Source organism: Schaalia dentiphila ATCC 17982 (genome assembly GCF_000154225.1).
Lineage (GTDB): Bacteria > Actinomycetota > Actinomycetes > Actinomycetales > Actinomycetaceae > Pauljensenia > Pauljensenia dentiphila.
Genome location: NZ_DS264586.1, coordinates 1247321 through 1263554, shown reverse-complemented (window position 1 = coordinate 1263554; position 16234 = coordinate 1247321). Strand labels below are relative to the sequence as shown.

Below are 16234 nucleotides of genomic sequence, written 5' to 3'. Positions count from 1 at the left end.
ATTACTTCTCTCCTTCGAGGTTGGGATGCAAGAGCGAGGGCGCGGCGCCCAGGAGCTTGCGGGTGTAGGGGTCCTCCGGGTCGGACAACAGCTGTGCGGCCGGCCCTTCTTCGACGACCTTGCCGCCGTTCATCACGGCGATCCGGTCAGACACGTAACGCACGGTCTGGATGTCGTGCGAGATGAAGACCATCGCCAGACCCAGTTCCTTCTTGAGGTCCGTGAGCAGGTTCAGGATCTGTGCTCGCACCGACACGTCAAGTGCGGAGGTGGGCTCGTCTGCGATGATCGCATCCGGGCCGATGGACAGGGCTCGGGCAATGGCCACGCGCTGGCGCTGGCCACCCGAGAGCTGTCCAGGAAGCGCGTCGAGCGCGCTCGAGGGAAGGCCAACGAGCGAGATCAGTTCGCGCACGCGCTTGGCTCGCGAGGCCTCGTCGCCGATGCCGTGCACGCGCAGCGGGTCAGCGAGCTGATCCTGGACGTGCATACGGGGGTTCAGGGCAGTCGCGGGGTCCTGGAAGACCACGGAGACGACGCGACCGATCTCCCGGCGGGCGGCGGCGCTACGCTTCGTGACCTCCTTACCGTTGAAGAACACCTGGCCGGCGGTCGGCATCTGCAGGCCACACATGACGTTCGCGGTCGTGGACTTGCCACAGCCGGACTCGCCGACGATGCCCAGCATCTGTCCGCGCTCGATGCGCATGTTGACGCCACGCACCGCGTAGACCTTGTTGGGCTTGAACAGGGAGCCGGTACGCGAGGTGAAGGTCACCTCGACGTCCTTCAGTTCGATGATCGGGGTGTTGTCGCTCATCGCGTTTCCTCCTGACCGTTCATTTCCTGCGCGAAGCCATCAGCCTCGTCGCGGGGCGGGAGAGCCGCGTACACGTGCTCGGGGCCGACCTCGGTGAGGACCGGGCGGATGTCCAGTCCGTAATCGGGGTGCGAGGACCTGGGGGCGAAACGATCGCCCTTCGGGAAGTCGCGAGGCGAGGGCACGGTGCCGGGCACCTGGTGGAGTCGGCCGGAGCCGGACTCGATCGAGAGGACGGCGCCCAGCAGGCCGCGCGTGTACTCGTGGGTCGGGTGCGTGAGCAGTTCCTTGGTGGGGGCCTGCTCAATGACCTGGCCGGCGTACATGACGGTGATGTGGTGTGCCACCTCGGCGACGAGCGCCAGGTCGTGGGACACGAAGATCATGGCGAAGCCGAGCTTCTCGCGCAGCTCGTTGAGCAGTGCGATGACCTGCTTCTGGACGGTCACGTCCAGAGCGGTGGTCGGCTCGTCCGCAATGATGAGCTTCGGGTCGCGGGTCAGGGCCATGGCGATGAGAACACGCTGACGCTGGCCGCCCGAGAGCTCGTGCGGGTAGGACTCGAGGGCGCGCTTGGGATCCAGGCCCACGAGCTCGAGGAGCTCCTCGGCGCTGCGGGTACCACCGCGGCTGGTCAGCTGCTTCATCTGAGCCTTGATCAGCATGGCGGGGTTCAGGGACGAGAGGGCGTCCTGGTAGATCATGGCCATCTCGTGACCGAGCAGCGCGCGGCGCTCCTCGGCCGACTTCTCGAGCAGGTTCTCACCCTGGTAGAGGATTTCGCCCGTGATCTGCGCCTTGGGGTCGATGAGGCCCATGATGGTCAGGGCCGTGATCGACTTGCCGCAGCCGGACTCGCCCACGAGGCCCATAGTCTCGCCGGGGCGGACCTTGAAGGACACGTGGTCGACGACGTTGACGTCGCCGTGACGCTCGAACTTGATGCACAGGTCGTTGACCTCGAGCAGCGGGGTCTTCTCCAGGTGCGCCTCGAAGCGGTCGGTGCGCTTGCCTTCGACGGACTCAAGGTCGTCGAGGCGGGCCTGCAGGGACTCGGCCTGCTCGGCGTAGGCGCGGCGCGGGTCGAGGAGGAGCTTGTCGGCCTCGCGGTCGGTATCCTTGTCGACCTGAGCGACCGCCGCAGACGCGGGAGCCGCCACCATGGCGTCGGTGATGCCCTCAGACAGAATGTTGAGGCACAGGACCGTGATCATGATGAACAGGCCCGGGAAGAACGCGGTCCACCACTTGCCCAGCAGAACCGACAGGTTCGACGAGGCCTCGGACAGGACGTTGCCCCACGTGGCTACGGTGGTCGCCTGGAGGCCCGAACCGATGAAGGTCAGGGAGGCCTCGAGGATGATCGCGTCGGCGACGAGGACGGTCGCGAACACGAGCACCGGGGCGGCCGTGTTGCGCATGACGTGCTTGGTGAGGATCCACGGAGCGCGGGCGCCGGAGACGATCACCGCGCGGACGTAGTCCTCACCGTAGGCGGCCATGACGTTCGCGCGAACGATGCGCGACAGCTGCGGGATGTAGACGAAGGCAATCGAGCAGATGATAACGATGACCAGGCCGAAGGTGTTGCCGGACTTGGACAGCGTGCGCCCGAAGACCAGGACGGAGACAGCCGCCATGGCGATACCGGGCACCGCCATCACGATGTCCATGACGCGCATGATCGCTTCGGAGAAGGACTTGCGCACGACCGCTGCGATCGAGCCGATGATCGCGCCGAAGAAGAGGGCGATCAGGGTCGAGCACAGACCGATCATCAGCGAGAAACGTCCGCCGAACAGGACGCGAGCGAAGATGTCACGGCCGACGTGGTCGGTTCCGAACAGGTGCTCACCGGAAGGGGCGCTCCACTTGTCGAAGATGTCATCGGGACCGTAGGGAGAAACGTAGGGCGCCAGGATCGAGACGAGGACGATGAGGGCAAGGAGGCCCATCGCAATCTTCGATCCGGTGGACATCGCACTGATGCGCGAGAAACGTGCGCCCTTCGCGGTGACCTTGCCGAGCTTTTCTTTCTGATTCATGCCTCACACCGACCTAATACGCGGATTGATGAGCAGGTAGAGCATGTCAACGATGATGTTGACGACGATGAACGCGATCGCGACGACGAGCGCGCCACCCTGCACCAGGGTGACCCAGTTTTCCTGGATGCCCTTGAGCAGGACCGCCTTACCCATTCCATCGATGGAGAAGATAATTTCGATGACGACCGCACCACCCATCAGGTAGCCGATGCGCAGACCGAGGACGGTCACGGGCGTGATGAGCGCGTTACGCAGCACGTTGCGGGCCACGACGATGCGCTTGGGGATACCGGCGCCAACCGCGGTGCGGACGTAATCGCGATCCAGTTCCTCAACCATTGAGGTACGCACGACTCGCGTCATCTGACCGATGACGGGAACCGCCAGGGCGATAGCTGGAAGGAGCATTCGCAGGAACCAGCCGCTCGGATCCTCGCTGAACGCGGGCAGCGGGCCGGAGACCGGAAGCTTCTGAACAAATCCCAGGACCAGCAGCGCTGCCAGCCAGAAAGACGGGGTGCCAATGCCGATGACCGAGAACACGCGGATGACCTGGTCGGGCCAGCGGTCGCGGTACAGAGCGGCGAGAACACCGAGGGGGAAAGCGATGATGACGGCGAAGAACAGGCCGAGGAAGGTGAGCTGCAGGGTGATCGGAAGAGCCTGAGCAACCAGATCGGTCACGTGGTTGGACGTGCCAACGCCGTAGGTGCCGAGGTCACCGTGGAGCATGTTCCACAGGTAGTGACCGTACTGAACGAAGAAGGGGTCGTTGAGACCATGCTGCACACGGTACTCTTCGAGAGCTTCGGGGGTCGCGGTCTCACCCAGTGCCGAGTAGGCCGGGTCAATGGGAGACAGCGACATAATGAAGAAGACGAGGAAGGACACGCCGACCACCATGATCGGCAGGGCTACCAAACGTCGTCCGATGAGTCGCAGAAGGTTATTCACTGCTAGACCTCCATTTCAACGGATTTTGGCAATAGGAAAGGAGGGGTGGCGCCCGACTGTGGCGTCTGCCTCAGGGCGGGGCTCCACCCCTCCTCTCTTGTGGTCCCTCGAGGGGACTTACTTAGCGCTCACACCGAGCAGCTGCAGGCCGGTGGAGGAGATCGGCTGGAATCCTTCCACCTTCTGGGGGTTGGATCCGGTGATCATGTTGCGGAACACGAGCGGGAAGATCACGGTCTTCTCAGCGAGCAGATCCTGAGCCTCGCCCCACTTGGCCTTGGCGGCGTCACCGTCGAGCTGAACGGCCTCGTCCATGATGGACTGCAGCTTGTTGAAGGACTCGGGGTCCGAGGCCTGCCAGCCGTCGCGCTTCTTGGTCCAGACGTTGTCGCCGTTCCACCACGAGATGATGATGCCGGGGTCGGTGCCGAAGACCGAGGGGTCGCCGGGGGCCAGGACGATGTCGTAGGTGGGGTTGTCAACGTCGGTGACGTTGGCGTAGAGGTCAGACGAAGCCATCTGAGTGTGGTTGACCTTCAGACCCAGGGCCTCCAGGTCGGACTTGATCTGGGGAACCAGCGAGAGGACCCACGGGTGGTCCGTCGACACCAGGTTCACCTCGAGGCCGGAGACGCCAGCGTCGCTCAGGAGCTTGGCGGCGGCGTCCTTGTCGTAGGACAGATCGGTCGAGGGCTTCTTGTAGGCAGGGTTCGCCTCGGGCAGGAAGGAGGTAGCTTCAACGGCCTGGCCCTCGAGCGAGGAGCTGATCAGCTTCTGCTTATCGACGGCCTTGACGATCGCGCGGCGAACCTCGGGCTTGTCGAAGGGAGCCTTCTGCGTGTTGAACATCAGGAAGGGGTTGCCGTAGCCGGGCTTGGACTCAACGTTCCAGCCAGCGCCCTTGAGCTGATCCTGCGCGGAGGCGGGAACGGCTTCCATGATGTCGACGGTGCCACCGATGGCGGCGGCGAGGCGGGCGGAGTCATCCTTGAGGGACTGCCACTTGAGGGTGGCGACCTTCGCGGGCTCGTTGCCGGTGTAGTTCTCGTTCGGAACAGCGGTGATCTCGGTCGCCGTGATGTTCTCGTACTTGTAGGGGCCGGTGCCGATCGGCTTCGCCTTGAGCGAGTCTTCGTCCATCGACGCGGGGACAACGCGGACGTTAACGAAACGCTCCTTCAGGTTGGCGAAGGGGTGCTTGAGCTTGATCGTGATGGTGTTGTCGTCCTTGGCTTCGACGGAGTCGACGAAGGTGAAGAACTGACGGTAGATCGACTTCTCGGAGGTCGCGCGCTCGTAGGAGGCCACGAAGTCGGCGGCGGTCACGGGGGTGCCGTCGGAGAACTTCGCGCCGTCGCGCAGCTTCACCTCGTACTCGGTGTCGGAGATCTTCTCCGGGTCACCGGCGGCCAGCGCGGGACTGACGGAGTAGTCGGCCATGTTGAAACGGTACAGGCCCTCGAGGACCTGCCAGTTCGCACCCATGCCGAGAGCCGAGGTGGTGATCGGGCCGTAATCGGTGGTCTCGTAGGCGACACCGGCGGTGATCGTACCCTTCGGTCCGTCGGAAGCCTTCGAGCCGCCGTCGGTCGACGTGGTGCTGGTGGACGATCCGCCGCCGCACGCGGTCAGGATCATGGCGGCAGCTGCGGTCAGTGCAGCGCCGGTTGCGAAGTGTTTGCGCATTCGCATGTTCTCGCTCCTCATCTTCGAGAATTGGGACGTGCGGTTCTGTTGTTCCGCTCGCTATACTAACTCTATGTTGTCTGACAAATTAGCGCAAGCGATATCACCACAATCGCCCCCAGGAACCAGCAATAAACGACCCGTACCGACACAGATTGACTCAAGATCCTCGGTAACAATGGATGCGATCAAGTCCTATATTCTGCGACATGGATTACATCCGGGCGATCGCCTCCCGACAGAATCGGCACTATGCGCCGACCTTGGCGTTTCGCGCTCGTCCGTGCGAGAAGCTCTCCGACGTCTCCAGGCCCTCGATATCGTGACGGTCCGTCAGGGTTCGGGGTCTTACGTCGGCGAGATGTCGATGCAGCCGCTCGTCGAAACCCTCGTCCTGCGCGCCGCCCTCGACGAGATCAACGGCGCGCAGTCCCTGCACGCGATCATCGACACGCGCCAGGCCCTCGACCTCGGGATCGCGGTCCCACTCACCCGGGCCATGAAGGGCACGACGAACCCGCACCTGTGGGAACTCGTCGAGGCGATGACCGAGTACGCACACTCGGGTTCGACCTACCTGGAGCAGGACATCGCGTTCCATTCCGGCCTCCTCGCCTACGTCGAGAACGAACTCATGCACCAGCTGGTGGCCGCCATGTGGCTCGTCCATCAGAGCGTGACTCCTCAGCTGGCCGCAGCGTCGCGCCAGGAAATGGAAGACACCGCCGAGGCCCACGCAGCTATCCTGCGAGCCTGCGAGGCCGGCGACCTCGAGGCATACACCGCCGCCGTCGAGGCGCACTACGCCCCGCTCCTCGCGATCATCGAAGGTCGCTAGAGCGCACAGAAAACCCGGAGCGTTGTGGGGGCACGCGCACCGGGTTTTCTGTATCCACTTAGCGACGAACGGTAGCCTCCCACAGGCCGCGGTCGCGCTCGAAGACCACCACGGCCTCGTCCCCGACGAAGGTCACGTCGCTGTATCCGAACGTGCCATCGCCCAAGGAGGAGACCACCTCGGCGCGCACTTCACCCTCCCACGGCGGGGTGAGGCGCAGGATCTCGCCACCCGCACGGGCGTCGCGGCGTCCGGGATGCACGAACAGATCCCCGATCATGCGGGCGTTGCAGCCGGGGTCCTCCAGCTCCCAGAGGCACGCGCCCTCCCAGGTGCGCCCATCGCCCCACGCGAGGCAGCGGGCACCCGAGCCCCTGCCTTCAAAACCTTGGATACGGCAGTTCGCGACGAGGCGACCGTCCCACACGCCGAGCGTCGTCTCGTCGAGGAGCACTCCCCCGTCGCCAACAAGCGGGTCCGCCGCACCGACGAGGCGACCCGCGCGGGCGTACGCGACGCGCACGTGCGTCTCATCCCCCACGCGCACGACGTAGGGGAGAGCCACAGCCCCGTCAAGCGCGACCGTGCCGCCAGACGTCGCAAACAGCGCGTCGGCGCCCGTGAGCTCATAGAGCTCGTCCGTCATGTCCACATAGGCGAAGTCTCCTGGGCCACTCCCCCACGCCCACCAGGCGCGCAGTCGCTCGCCATCCGCACGCGAGTCCATGTAGCCCACGCGCCCATCCGTCGACGCGAACGCCAGATGCATGAGCCCGTCGCCGTCCACGCCGACACACGCATCCGAAGAGACGGGCGGGCCGCCGGCGGGAAGCGGGTGCGACTCACTCCACCGTCCCGAGCCCTCGCGTTCCATCCACAGGATACGGTTCGGATTCGGTAGATCCGAGGCCATCGTCAGCCCGTTGAAGTCAGATCCCGTGCCCGAGGTCGGGGCCGGCCGCTCGTCAAAGAACAGGACGGTGCGCTCATCCGCGAGCGTCACGAGGCCGGGGATGCGCGCCTCGCCCGCGCCCTTCGGAGCGACGATGCAACAGAAGTCGACAGAGTCAGTCATATATGCAGGATAATCGAGACGCCCGCCCTGATACAAAGAACCCCGGGGAACCAGTGTTCCTCGGGGCTTTGAGACGGAAGCCGTCAGCGGGTCTCGCGGTGCGCCGTCGACTTGTGGCAGCGCGGGCAGTACTTCGCCAGCTCGAGACGATCCGGCGTGTTACGACGGTTCTTCTTGGTGATGTAGTTGCGCTCCTTGCACTCCGAGCAGGCCAGAGTGATCTTGGGGCGAACGTCCTGGGACTTGCTTGCCACGGTTGTTTCCCTCGCTTAGTTTCGTCGCTCACGCGACCTGTCGGATCAAAGAATTGGTAGCGGGGGCGGGGCTCGAACCCGCGACCTCACGATTATGAGTCGTGCGCTCTGACCAGCTGAGCTACCCCGCCGCCGGAAGCGGACGAATCCGCGACCGGAGCCCCGAAAGGGAATCGAACCCTTGACCTTCTCCTTACCATGGAGACGCTCTGCCTACTGAGCTATCGGGGCAACGCCGGAAAGCCTATCTCATCTCCGACCGCCGAAGCAATCCCGGAGCCTGAGAATGACATCACAGGCGTTACTCACTGGGACCAGCGAGTGGTGGCAGGTGAGGGATTCGAACCCCCGAAGCACGAAGCGTCTGATTTACAGTCAGATCCATTTGGCCGCTTTGGTAACCTGCCGTGCGCCGCTCTCGCGGTGCCGTGAAAGAATAGCATTAAAATGATCCCGAGCGCCAATCGGAACAACGATTGGCTAAATTCCAACGAAAGGTGCACCCATGGCAGACTCCTCCTTCGACGTTGTCTCCAAGCTCGACCGTCAGGAGGTCGACAACGCCGTCAACCAGACCGCCAAGGAGATCGCCAACCGCTACGACTTCCGTGGCGTCGACGCTGCCATCACCCTCAGCGGCGACACGATTGCAATGGAGGCGAACTCCGCCTCCCGCGTCATGGCAATCCTCGATGTCCTCCAGTCCAAGCTGATCCGTCGCGGCCTGTCCCTCAAGGTCCTGGACTACAAGGACCGCGAACCCAAGGCCTCCGGCAAGCTCTTCAAGCTCGCCTGTCCCCTCAAGGAAGGCATTCCCCAGGACACCGCCAAGAAGATCTCCAAGCTCATCCGTGAGGAAGGCCCCAAAGGCGTCAAGGCACAGATCCAGGGTGACGAACTTCGCGTTTCTTCGAAGTCACGCGACGACCTGCAGGCCGTCATCGCTCTCCTGAAGGGCCCCAAGGGCGAGGAGCTGGACGTCGCCCTCCAGTTCGTGAACTACCGCTGAGCAAAGCGTCATACGGTGGCGGGCGGCCGGTTGATTCCGGCCGCCCGCCACCGCGTTAACAAGGCTTAATAGCCCGCAATCTTCTCCAGTCGCGCAATGCGCTGCTCCATCGGCGGGTGCGTTGAAAACAGGCGCATAACAGACTGCCCGCGGAAGGGGTTCGCGATCATCATCGCGGCCACGTTGCGCGTGCGCGGGGTGTCTTCCATCGGACGCCGGTCCGTTGCCATCTCCAGCTTGCGCAGCGCCGACGCCAGAGCCAGCGGATCCTGCGTCAACATCGCGCCATCCTCGTCAGCATCGAACTCACGCGTACGCGACAGCGAGAACTGGATAAGCATCGACACAAAAGGTGCCATGATGCTCATCGCAAGGAGGCCAAGGAAGCCCACTCCCCCGCCCTCTCGACGGTTCCCCCCTCCGAAGAAGAGCAGTCCCTGCGCGATCGACGTGATCAGACCGCCCATCGCCGCAGCAACGGACGTCGTCAGAATGTCGCGGTTATAGACATGCATCAGCTCGTGCCCCAGCACTCCGCGCAGCTCACGCTCATTGAGAATAGCCAGGATGCCCTCCGTGCAGCACACCGCCGCATTGTTCGGGTTACGCCCCGTCGCAAAGGCATTCGGCGTCAGCGACGGCGCCACCCAGATCGACGGCATCGGCTGCTGTGCGCGCGCCGCCAGCTCACGAACGATCGCGTACAGCTGCGGGTACTGCACCTCGCTCACCCGGTATGCACCCATAGAACGGAGCGCGATCGTCGCAGAATTCCAATACGAATAAGCCGTCTGGACGAGCCCAATGCCCGCGAACACAAACAACCACACGGCACGCCCCGTACCTGCGGCGATCATCGCACCAATAGCGAGCAACAGCGCCCACATGCCTCCCAGCAGGAGCGTCGTCTTCAGACCGTTGTGATAGTTGCGGTGCACCATACAGGCGATCCTATGGGGATTACCTGAGAAGCTGCTGAGAACCAGCCGAAGCTCCAATGGGAAACAACCATCTGCGCTCCACGCCACCAGGCGCACCAAGATCCGCCACAGCCCCGCTCCCCCACACAACGACGCCGCGACCGGACAACCCGGCCACGGCCTCGCAACGATCAGGGACGCTCAGTGACGGCGACCCGGACCCGTGTAGTCATCGAAGCGCTCAGGGGCGCTCGGCACGCCCATTTCGCCCATCTCGCCGATAAGATCCGTCGCCTGCGGATCCACCTGTGCGCCGCGCGAAATGTCCGTCATCGCGCGACGCGACACGACCTTGATGCGCTCACGCGTGCCGCGGCCGCCCGGAAGCTCGCCGTAGGCCTCGCCCAGAGCCTGCTCGTAGGCATCCAGGAGCTCCCAGCCCTCCCACGTCGTGAACTCGACGCCACGGGACTCCAGGAGCGCCACCATGGCCTCGTGGCCCACCTCGGCGGTGTTCGCGTGCAGACGGCCCTCCGAGGCATCCTCGACGAGGTGGGAGATCGTCTGCTGGGCGTCCGACTTCGTCGATCCGATGAGGCCAACGGGGCCACGCTTGATCCAGCCCGTCGCGTACACGCCCGGGATGACAGGGGCGGACTCGTCCTTCGTGGTGTCACCCTCGATGACGCGGCCCTCAACGTTCGGCACGACGCCGGCGCGCTCGTCGAAGGGCAGGCCCGGGATCGGCGAGGAGTAGTAGCCCACCGCGCGGTACACGGCCTGCACGGGCCACGTCGTGATGACGCCCGTACCCGACACGCTTCCGTCGCCGTTCAGGGCAGTACGCTCGGTGCGCAGCGCCTTCACGTGGCCGTTCTCGTCCGCGACGATCTCAACCGGGGCCTGGAACAGGTGAATGTGGATGCGACGCGAGGCTGTGTGTTCCTCCGGATCCGCCATCGCGTAGCTCGTCAGGGTCTTTACGACCTGACGCTGCTGGTTCGACGCGCGCAGCGCCTCCTCCGAGCCCTCGTCGAAGTCGAAGTCCTCTTCCGAGACGATGACGTCCACGTCCGGCACCTTGCCCAGCTCGCGCAGCTCCAGCGGCGTGAACTTCACCTGGGCCGGGCCACGGCGACCGAACACGTGCACGTCGGTGATCGGATTCTCAGCAAGGGCCTCGGCCACGTTGGCCGGAACCTCCGTCTTGAGCATATCCTCGGCGTGCTTGGCCAGGACGCGAGCCACGTCCAGCGCCACGTTGCCGACGCCCAGGACGGCAACCTCGCGGGCCTTCAGCGGCCACGTGCGCGGGTAGTCCGGGTTGCCGTCATACCAGGACACGAAGTCGGCGGCGCCGTAAGACTCGGGCAGGTCCACGCCCGGAATATCGAGCGGGTGATCGCGGTCCGCACCCGTGGCAATGATGATCGCGTCGTAGTGGTCACGCAGGTCGTCGATCGTTACGTCACGGCCGACCTCAACGTTGCCGAGCAGACGGATGTCGCCACGCTGCAGGATCTTGTACAGCGCCACAATGATCTGCTTGATACGCGGGTGATCCGGAGCGACGCCGTAGCGCACGAGACCGTAGGGCGCGGGAAGACGCTCAAACAGGTCGATATTCACCTCGAGCCCCGACTTGGACAGAATATCCGACGCATAAATGCCAGCGGGACCAGCGCCGATGACGGCGACGTTGAGCGGTGCCAACCAATTTCTCCTTCTTCGTGACCGCGCGCGTGTGCGCGCACCTGGGCACTAAGTCTAGCGCGCCGTTGCCAAGGGCAACCTTAGCTGAGACCCCTCACACACCTCAAGGATCCCGGGCATACGACGAGGCCGGGGCGCGGTCTCTCCCCCACGTACGTGGCCTTGGCATGTTCGGTCCAGAGGCAACCTCTGCGCTGTCCACCCAAAAGTCGCATGCAATTCGGCTGACCAAATTTTTCTCATCACCCAGAAACGTTGGAATCGCAACGAGACTATTTCAATACCCAAAAGGTTGATAGGGAAATTGCATGCGACATTGTTGGGGAACCATGACGATGCTCCATACACGATCCGGCCAAGACCGATACAGGTCGTGAGCCTATGCACCCGTTACGGGGCAGTGCACCCCTTAAGGGGCAGTGCACCCGTTAAGGGGCAGTGCACCCGTTAAGGGGCAGTGCACCCGATCAGAAAGGGTGCAATGCCTACGGATCGGGTGCACCACCCCCGTAACAAGCCCGCGGACCTGCCCGAATGGACGTCGACGGACCCGACAGGTGCCGGGCACAGGGACGGCAGGGCCAGGCGGGGCTTCGAGACGACGCGCCGAGCGGGCGGCTCGCGGCGCTGGCAGCGAGCGGGCGGCTCGCGGCGCGTCGCTTGCGCGGCGCCGAACCCCAGCGCGGGGTTCACACACAACAAGCCCGGGCGCGGGGCTCACATACGACGAGGCCGGGGCCAGCCACGTAATCACGCGCAGCCGAGCCCCGGCCTCGTTATCGACAATCAGACCAGGCGATCCACCATCAGGTTCGCGAACGCCTCGAGCGCGGTCTTCGCCTCACCCTTGGGCAGCGGCGCCAGCGTGGCGACCGCGTCGTTCGCCCAGGTGCGAGCGAGCTCGCGGGTCTCTTCGAGCACGTCGTGGCTGCGCAACTGCTCGACGACTGAGGCCAGGGCTTCATCCGAGGACAGGTCACCCGTCAGCTCGCGCAGGATGCGCGCGCCAACCTCGTCGATCGTGCCAGCCGCCTCACGGCGACGCAGGAGAAGGACGGGCAGGGTGTCCACGCCCTCGCGCAGATCGGTGCCGGGCGTCTTACCCGACTGCTCGCCCGAGGACGCCAGGTCAAGCACGTCGTCGGCGATCTGGAAGGCGACGCCTACCTTCTCACCGAAGTCGCTCACCACGTCCGCCATCAGCTTGCCGGCGCCCGACAGGAGCGCGCCGAAGGACGCGGCAGTGGACACGAGCGAGCCCGTCTTATCCGCCAGGACTTGCAGGTAGAAGTCGACGCGATCGGCGCCATCCGTCGGACCGAAGGTCTCGTTGAGCTGGCCCTCGCACAGGCGTTCGAACGTGCGCGCGTGGTGCGCGACCATCTCGGGCCCCAGCGAGGCCACCAGCAGCGACGCGCGAGCGAACAGGATGTCACCGGCCAGAATCGCGCGGTTGTTGCCCCACAGGTGCTGAGCCGAGGGAACACCGCGACGCGTGGGAGCCGAATCCATGACGTCGTCGTGGTACAGGGACGCCAGGTGCGTGAGCTCAACCGCCGTCGCGGCCGTGATGACCTGCTCGTCGAGCGCACGCTCGGGCTCGCCCAGCTGCGCGCACACAAGGGTGAGCAGCGGACGCATCCGCTTGCCGCCCGCAACCGCGAGGTGACGAGTCAGCTCGTCCGTCAGGTCACGAGACGAGGAGACAGCGTCGAGGAGACGACGCTCGACGACCTCGAGCCCCGGGGTAATACGGGACTCGAGGTCGGGAACATGAAGATCGGGTGTTTGAGCGCTCACGGGATCAGTATGACGATCTTTTCGAGCAGACTCAACACGGGACCGGGGAAGACGCCCAGGGCGAGCGTCCCAATCGCGCACACGGCGATCGCCAGAGCGGACAGGCCCTCCGACTTCACGACAACGGACTCCTCACCGGGCTCGGTGAAGAACATCAGGCGCACGAGGCGGAAGTAGTAGAACGCGGTGATCGCCGAGGCCACGAGGCCGACGATCGCGAGCCAGCCGATGCCGGCCTTGATCGCGTCCGAGAAAATCACGAACTTACCAATGAAACCGCCCGTCAGCGGGATGCCCGCGAACGACAGCAGGAAGATCAGCATCGCGCCCGCGATCCACGGGTTGGTGCGGCCGATACCCGCCCATTTGCGCAGGCTCGTCGCCTCGCCCAGGACGTTGCCGTCCGCGTCGCGGCCGCGCACCAGCGTGACCACGCCGAAGGCACCGACCGTCGCCAGGCCGTAACCGAGCGTGTAGAACAACACATGGCCCGTGCCGCCCTTCTGGATCGCGAGGATACCCATCAGGATGAAGCCCGCGTGGGCGATCGAGGAGTAGGCCAGCATGCGCTTGACGTCATCCTGCACGAGGCCGGCGAAGGTACCGACGAGGATCGTCAGGACCACCACGGCCGTGAAGATGTACAGGAAGTCCCACTGCAGGTAGGCGGCGGCGACCGTGTAGAAGCGGATCATCGCAGCGAAGGCCGCGATCTTCACGGCGGCGGCCATGAAGCCCGTCACCGGGGTCGGGGCGCCCGTGTAGACGTCGGGGGTCCACGCGTGGAAGGGGGCAGCGCCCACCTTGAACAGCAGGCCCACCATCACGCAGAACACGCCCACGAGGACCATCCACTCCATGTTCGTGTGAGTGGAGATGGCCTCGGCCAGCGCAGAGATGCGCAGCGAGTTGGAGAAGCCGAAGAGGAAGGCGGAGCCCATCAGCAGGAAGCCCGAAGAGAAGGCGCCGAGCACGAAGTACTTGAGAGCCGACTCGTAGGACAGCTGGCGACGACGGCGGGCCGTAGCAGCCATGATGTACAGGGGCAGCGACATCACCTCGAGGGCCACGAACAGCGTCACGAAGTTATCCGCGGCGGGGAAGATCATCATGCCGCCCAGCGAGAACAGGGTCAGCGGGAAGATCTCGGAGCGCTGGTAGCCCTTGCGCTCCGACAGCTCCTCGGCGGCCGAGTCCGGACGATCCGACGGCTGGCCGGCGAACGCGCCGTCACCGACGGAGGTGCGGTCGGCCATCACGAGGACGGCGAAGAAGCCGATGACGGCGAGTGCCAACTGAGCGGCAATCGTCAGCGGATCCTCCATGTACTCCCCCAGCGTCACCGGGGTCTCCAGGACGGGGACCCAGCGCAGGGCGAGCATGACGCACGCGCCGGCGGTCGCCAGGATCGACAGGGCGATCACGAGGGGGCGACGAGCCTTCGCGGGGGCGAAGGCCTCGACGAGGACGCCGAGGACCGCGCCGCCCAGCACGATGAGGATGGGCGCGAGGCTCACCCAGTGAACCTCGGGGGCCTGGAAGTTAGCCATGGGTAGAACGTTCACTGTGCGCTCCCTTCAGCGGCGGCCGGGACCTGCGAGTTGGTCAGGTCGAGGTCTGAAGCAACCGGGGTCAGGGCGCTCACGAGAGGCGCCGACCAGATACCAAGGATGAGCATCGCGGCCACGAGCGGCACCATGACGCCGCGTTCACGCGTCGCCAGGTCAGCCAGCTCCTCCTTGCCCTTGCCCGGCGCACCGGTGAAGACACGCTGGTAGGGCATGAGCACGTAGAGGGCGGCGATGACGACACCGAGAACCGCGAAGATCGCCAGCGGACCGCTGACCGACCATGTGCCCATGAGCACGAGGTACTCGGGGACGAAGCCGGACAGGCCGGGCAGCGCGATGGACGCGAGGCCGGACACGAGCCACAGGCCCGCGAGGACCGGCGTCACGCGCTGCATGCCCACGTACTCGCGCATGTCCTGCGTGCCACCGCGGCGCGACAGCCATCCGGAGAGCAGGAACATCGCGGCGATCGAGACGCCGTGGGCGACCATGTAGAACATGGCTCCAACGAGGGCGATCTGCGAGCCGATGAAAATGCCCAGGACCATAAAGCCAAAGTGCGACACCGAGGTGTAGGACACGAGGCGCATGATGTCGTTCTGACCGTTCGCCGCCAGGCCGCCCCACAGGATGGAGATGACGGCGAGCACGCACATGACCCACTTCGCGGAAACGGCCGCGCCGGGGGTCAGCTGCAGGCACAGGGCGATCATGCCGAAGGTGCCGATCTTGTCCAGGACGCCGACGAGCAGCACCGAGGTGCCGGGGCGGGCGACGGCGGCCGTGTCGGGCAGCCACGTGTGCACCGGGACCATGGGAGCCTTGATCGCGAAGGCAACCATGAAGGTCACGAAGACGACCATCTGAATGGCGAGCGGGGCGCTCGGCAGGATCTGGGCGAGCGTGTCAATGCGGAAGAACGTCGACACGTCCTGCAACGCCTGCGAACCCTTCGCCCACAGGTAGAGGATGCCACCGAGCATCACCAGCCCACCGAACAGCGAGTACAGCAGGAACTTCATGGCGGCCTTGTGACGCGCGGCCTCGTCACCGACGCCGTAGCGTCCGATCATGAGGTAGAGCGGCACGAGCATCGCCTCAAAGGCGAAGTAGAAGACCGTCAGATCGTAGGCCGCGAAGATGACGACCATGAACGCCTGGAGGGCCAGGACGAGCGCCGGGTAGGCGCCGCAGTCCGCGGCATCGTCCTCGTCCCAACCCGCAATCAGCACGAGCGGCACGAGGCCGATCGCCAGGAGGATCATGACGAGGCCCAGCGCGGTGACGCCGAGGGACCAGGTGATGCCGATCTGGGGGATCCACAGGTGGGACTCGTACACCTGGTACGAGGCCGGGGCGGACCAGTCGAACACGGAGGCGGCCACGTACACGCCGAGCGCGAGCTCGACGAGGGAGACCACCAGGGCGACGACGCGCCCGGCGGCGCGCCTCAGGGGCGGGACGAAGCCGAGGAGGGCCGCGCCCGCAGCCGGAATGGCCACGAGGACGGACAGCCACGGGAAGTTAGCAGCAATCATTGCACTTT

13 protein-coding genes and 3 tRNA genes are annotated in these 16234 nt (G+C 65.0%); 2 read left to right on the top strand and 14 right to left on the bottom strand.

The window, feature by feature from the left end; all coding sequences use genetic code 11:
• Position 1 precedes the first annotated feature (1 nt).
• The 4 genes from ACTODO_RS05300 to ACTODO_RS05285 all read right to left on the bottom strand — a co-directional run bounded on the left by ACTODO_RS05300 (position 2) and on the right by ACTODO_RS05285 (position 5514).
• Positions 2-820: an ABC transporter ATP-binding protein gene (locus ACTODO_RS05300; RefSeq protein WP_003792262.1), complete on the bottom strand. Its 819-nt coding sequence runs from the start codon at positions 818-820 to the stop codon at positions 2-4.
• Positions 817-2865 (bottom strand): dipeptide/oligopeptide/nickel ABC transporter permease/ATP-binding protein, encoded by a 2049-nt coding sequence (locus ACTODO_RS05295; RefSeq protein WP_003792261.1) that lies wholly within the window; start codon positions 2863-2865, stop codon positions 817-819. Before ACTODO_RS05295 ends, ACTODO_RS05300 begins: the two co-directional genes overlap by 4 nt.
• A gap of 3 nt (positions 2866-2868) precedes the next feature.
• Complete coding sequence (locus ACTODO_RS05290) at positions 2869-3822, bottom strand: ABC transporter permease (protein ID WP_034464742.1); 954 nt, start codon at positions 3820-3822, stop codon at positions 2869-2871.
• A 117-nt stretch (positions 3823-3939) separates the two neighbouring features.
• Entirely contained in the window at positions 3940-5514 is a 1575-nt protein-coding gene (locus ACTODO_RS05285) for an ABC transporter substrate-binding protein (RefSeq protein WP_034512145.1), read from the bottom strand.
• 172 nt (positions 5515-5686) lie between these two features.
• Here ACTODO_RS05285 and ACTODO_RS05280 point away from each other — a divergent pair, with 172 nt between their 5' ends.
• Positions 5687-6346 (top strand): FadR/GntR family transcriptional regulator, encoded by a 660-nt coding sequence (locus tag ACTODO_RS05280; protein WP_081445777.1) that lies wholly within the window; start codon positions 5687-5689, stop codon positions 6344-6346.
• Positions 6347-6404: 58 nt separating this feature from the next.
• Here the strand turns inward: ACTODO_RS05280 and ACTODO_RS05275 are convergent, their stop codons facing one another.
• The 5 genes from ACTODO_RS05275 to ACTODO_RS05255 all read right to left on the bottom strand — a co-directional run bounded on the left by ACTODO_RS05275 (position 6405) and on the right by ACTODO_RS05255 (position 8082).
• A complete protein-coding gene (locus ACTODO_RS05275) occupies positions 6405-7421 on the bottom strand; it encodes a sialidase family protein (protein WP_003792257.1) in 1017 nt (338 codons plus the stop codon).
• Between the two features lie 83 nt (positions 7422-7504).
• Complete coding sequence (gene rpmG / locus ACTODO_RS05270; RefSeq protein ID WP_003792256.1) at positions 7505-7675, bottom strand: 50S ribosomal protein L33; 171 nt, start codon at positions 7673-7675, stop codon at positions 7505-7507.
• Between the two features lie 54 nt (positions 7676-7729).
• Positions 7730-7806: transfer RNA gene (locus tag ACTODO_RS05265), tRNA-Met, on the bottom strand.
• A 27-nt stretch (positions 7807-7833) separates the two neighbouring features.
• A tRNA-Thr gene (locus ACTODO_RS05260) sits at positions 7834-7906 on the bottom strand.
• Positions 7907-7997: 91 nt separating this feature from the next.
• Positions 7998-8082 (bottom strand) — tRNA-Tyr (locus tag ACTODO_RS05255).
• A 98-nt stretch (positions 8083-8180) separates the two neighbouring features.
• Between ACTODO_RS05255 and ACTODO_RS05250 the strand changes: the two genes are divergently transcribed.
• On the top strand, positions 8181-8684 hold the full coding sequence (locus ACTODO_RS05250; RefSeq protein ID WP_003792254.1) for a YajQ family cyclic di-GMP-binding protein: 504 nt from the start codon (positions 8181-8183) through the stop codon (positions 8682-8684).
• A gap of 65 nt (positions 8685-8749) precedes the next feature.
• Here ACTODO_RS05250 and htpX read toward each other — a convergent pair whose 3' ends face one another.
• From htpX to ACTODO_RS05225, 5 genes are all read right to left on the bottom strand, one after another.
• Complete coding sequence (htpX, locus tag ACTODO_RS05245) at positions 8750-9625, bottom strand: zinc metalloprotease HtpX (RefSeq protein WP_003792253.1); 876 nt, start codon at positions 9623-9625, stop codon at positions 8750-8752.
• Between the two features lie 180 nt (positions 9626-9805).
• The gene (locus ACTODO_RS05240) at positions 9806-11317 is read right to left on the bottom strand and encodes an FAD-dependent oxidoreductase (protein WP_003792252.1); all 1512 of its coding nucleotides are present in this window, start codon (positions 11315-11317) and stop codon (positions 9806-9808) included.
• A 786-nt stretch (positions 11318-12103) separates the two neighbouring features.
• Positions 12104-13117: a polyprenyl synthetase family protein gene (locus tag ACTODO_RS05235; RefSeq protein WP_003792251.1), complete on the bottom strand. Its 1014-nt coding sequence runs from the start codon at positions 13115-13117 to the stop codon at positions 12104-12106.
• A complete protein-coding gene (nuoN, locus tag ACTODO_RS05230; RefSeq protein WP_003792250.1) occupies positions 13114-14667 on the bottom strand; it encodes an NADH-quinone oxidoreductase subunit NuoN in 1554 nt (517 codons plus the stop codon). The genes ACTODO_RS05235 and nuoN overlap by 4 nt, the downstream gene beginning before the upstream one ends.
• Positions 14668-14678: 11 nt before the next feature.
• Entirely contained in the window at positions 14679-16226 is a 1548-nt protein-coding gene (locus ACTODO_RS05225) for a complex I subunit 4 family protein (protein ID WP_003792249.1), read from the bottom strand.
• Between the last annotated feature and the right edge of the window lie 8 nt (positions 16227-16234).

Coding starts and splice junctions, on each gene's coding strand:
- ACTODO_RS05285 (WP_034512145.1), bottom strand. CDS start 5,514: ATGCGAATGCGCAAACACTTCGCAACCGGCGCTGCACTGACCGCAGCT.
- ACTODO_RS05295 (WP_003792261.1), bottom strand. CDS start 2,865: ATGAATCAGAAAGAAAAGCTCGGCAAGGTCACCGCGAAGGGCGCACGT.
- ACTODO_RS05250 (WP_003792254.1), top strand. CDS start 8,181: ATGGCAGACTCCTCCTTCGACGTTGTCTCCAAGCTCGACCGTCAGGAG.
- htpX (WP_003792253.1), bottom strand. CDS start 9,625: ATGGTGCACCGCAACTATCACAACGGTCTGAAGACGACGCTCCTGCTG.
- ACTODO_RS05300 (WP_003792262.1), bottom strand. CDS start 820: ATGAGCGACAACACCCCGATCATCGAACTGAAGGACGTCGAGGTGACC.
- ACTODO_RS05275 (WP_003792257.1), bottom strand. CDS start 7,421: ATGACTGACTCTGTCGACTTCTGTTGCATCGTCGCTCCGAAGGGCGCG.
- ACTODO_RS05225 (WP_003792249.1), bottom strand. CDS start 16,226: ATGATTGCTGCTAACTTCCCGTGGCTGTCCGTCCTCGTGGCCATTCCG.
- ACTODO_RS05280 (WP_081445777.1), top strand. CDS start 5,687: ATGGATGCGATCAAGTCCTATATTCTGCGACATGGATTACATCCGGGC.
- nuoN (WP_003792250.1), bottom strand. CDS start 14,667: ATGGCTAACTTCCAGGCCCCCGAGGTTCACTGGGTGAGCCTCGCGCCC.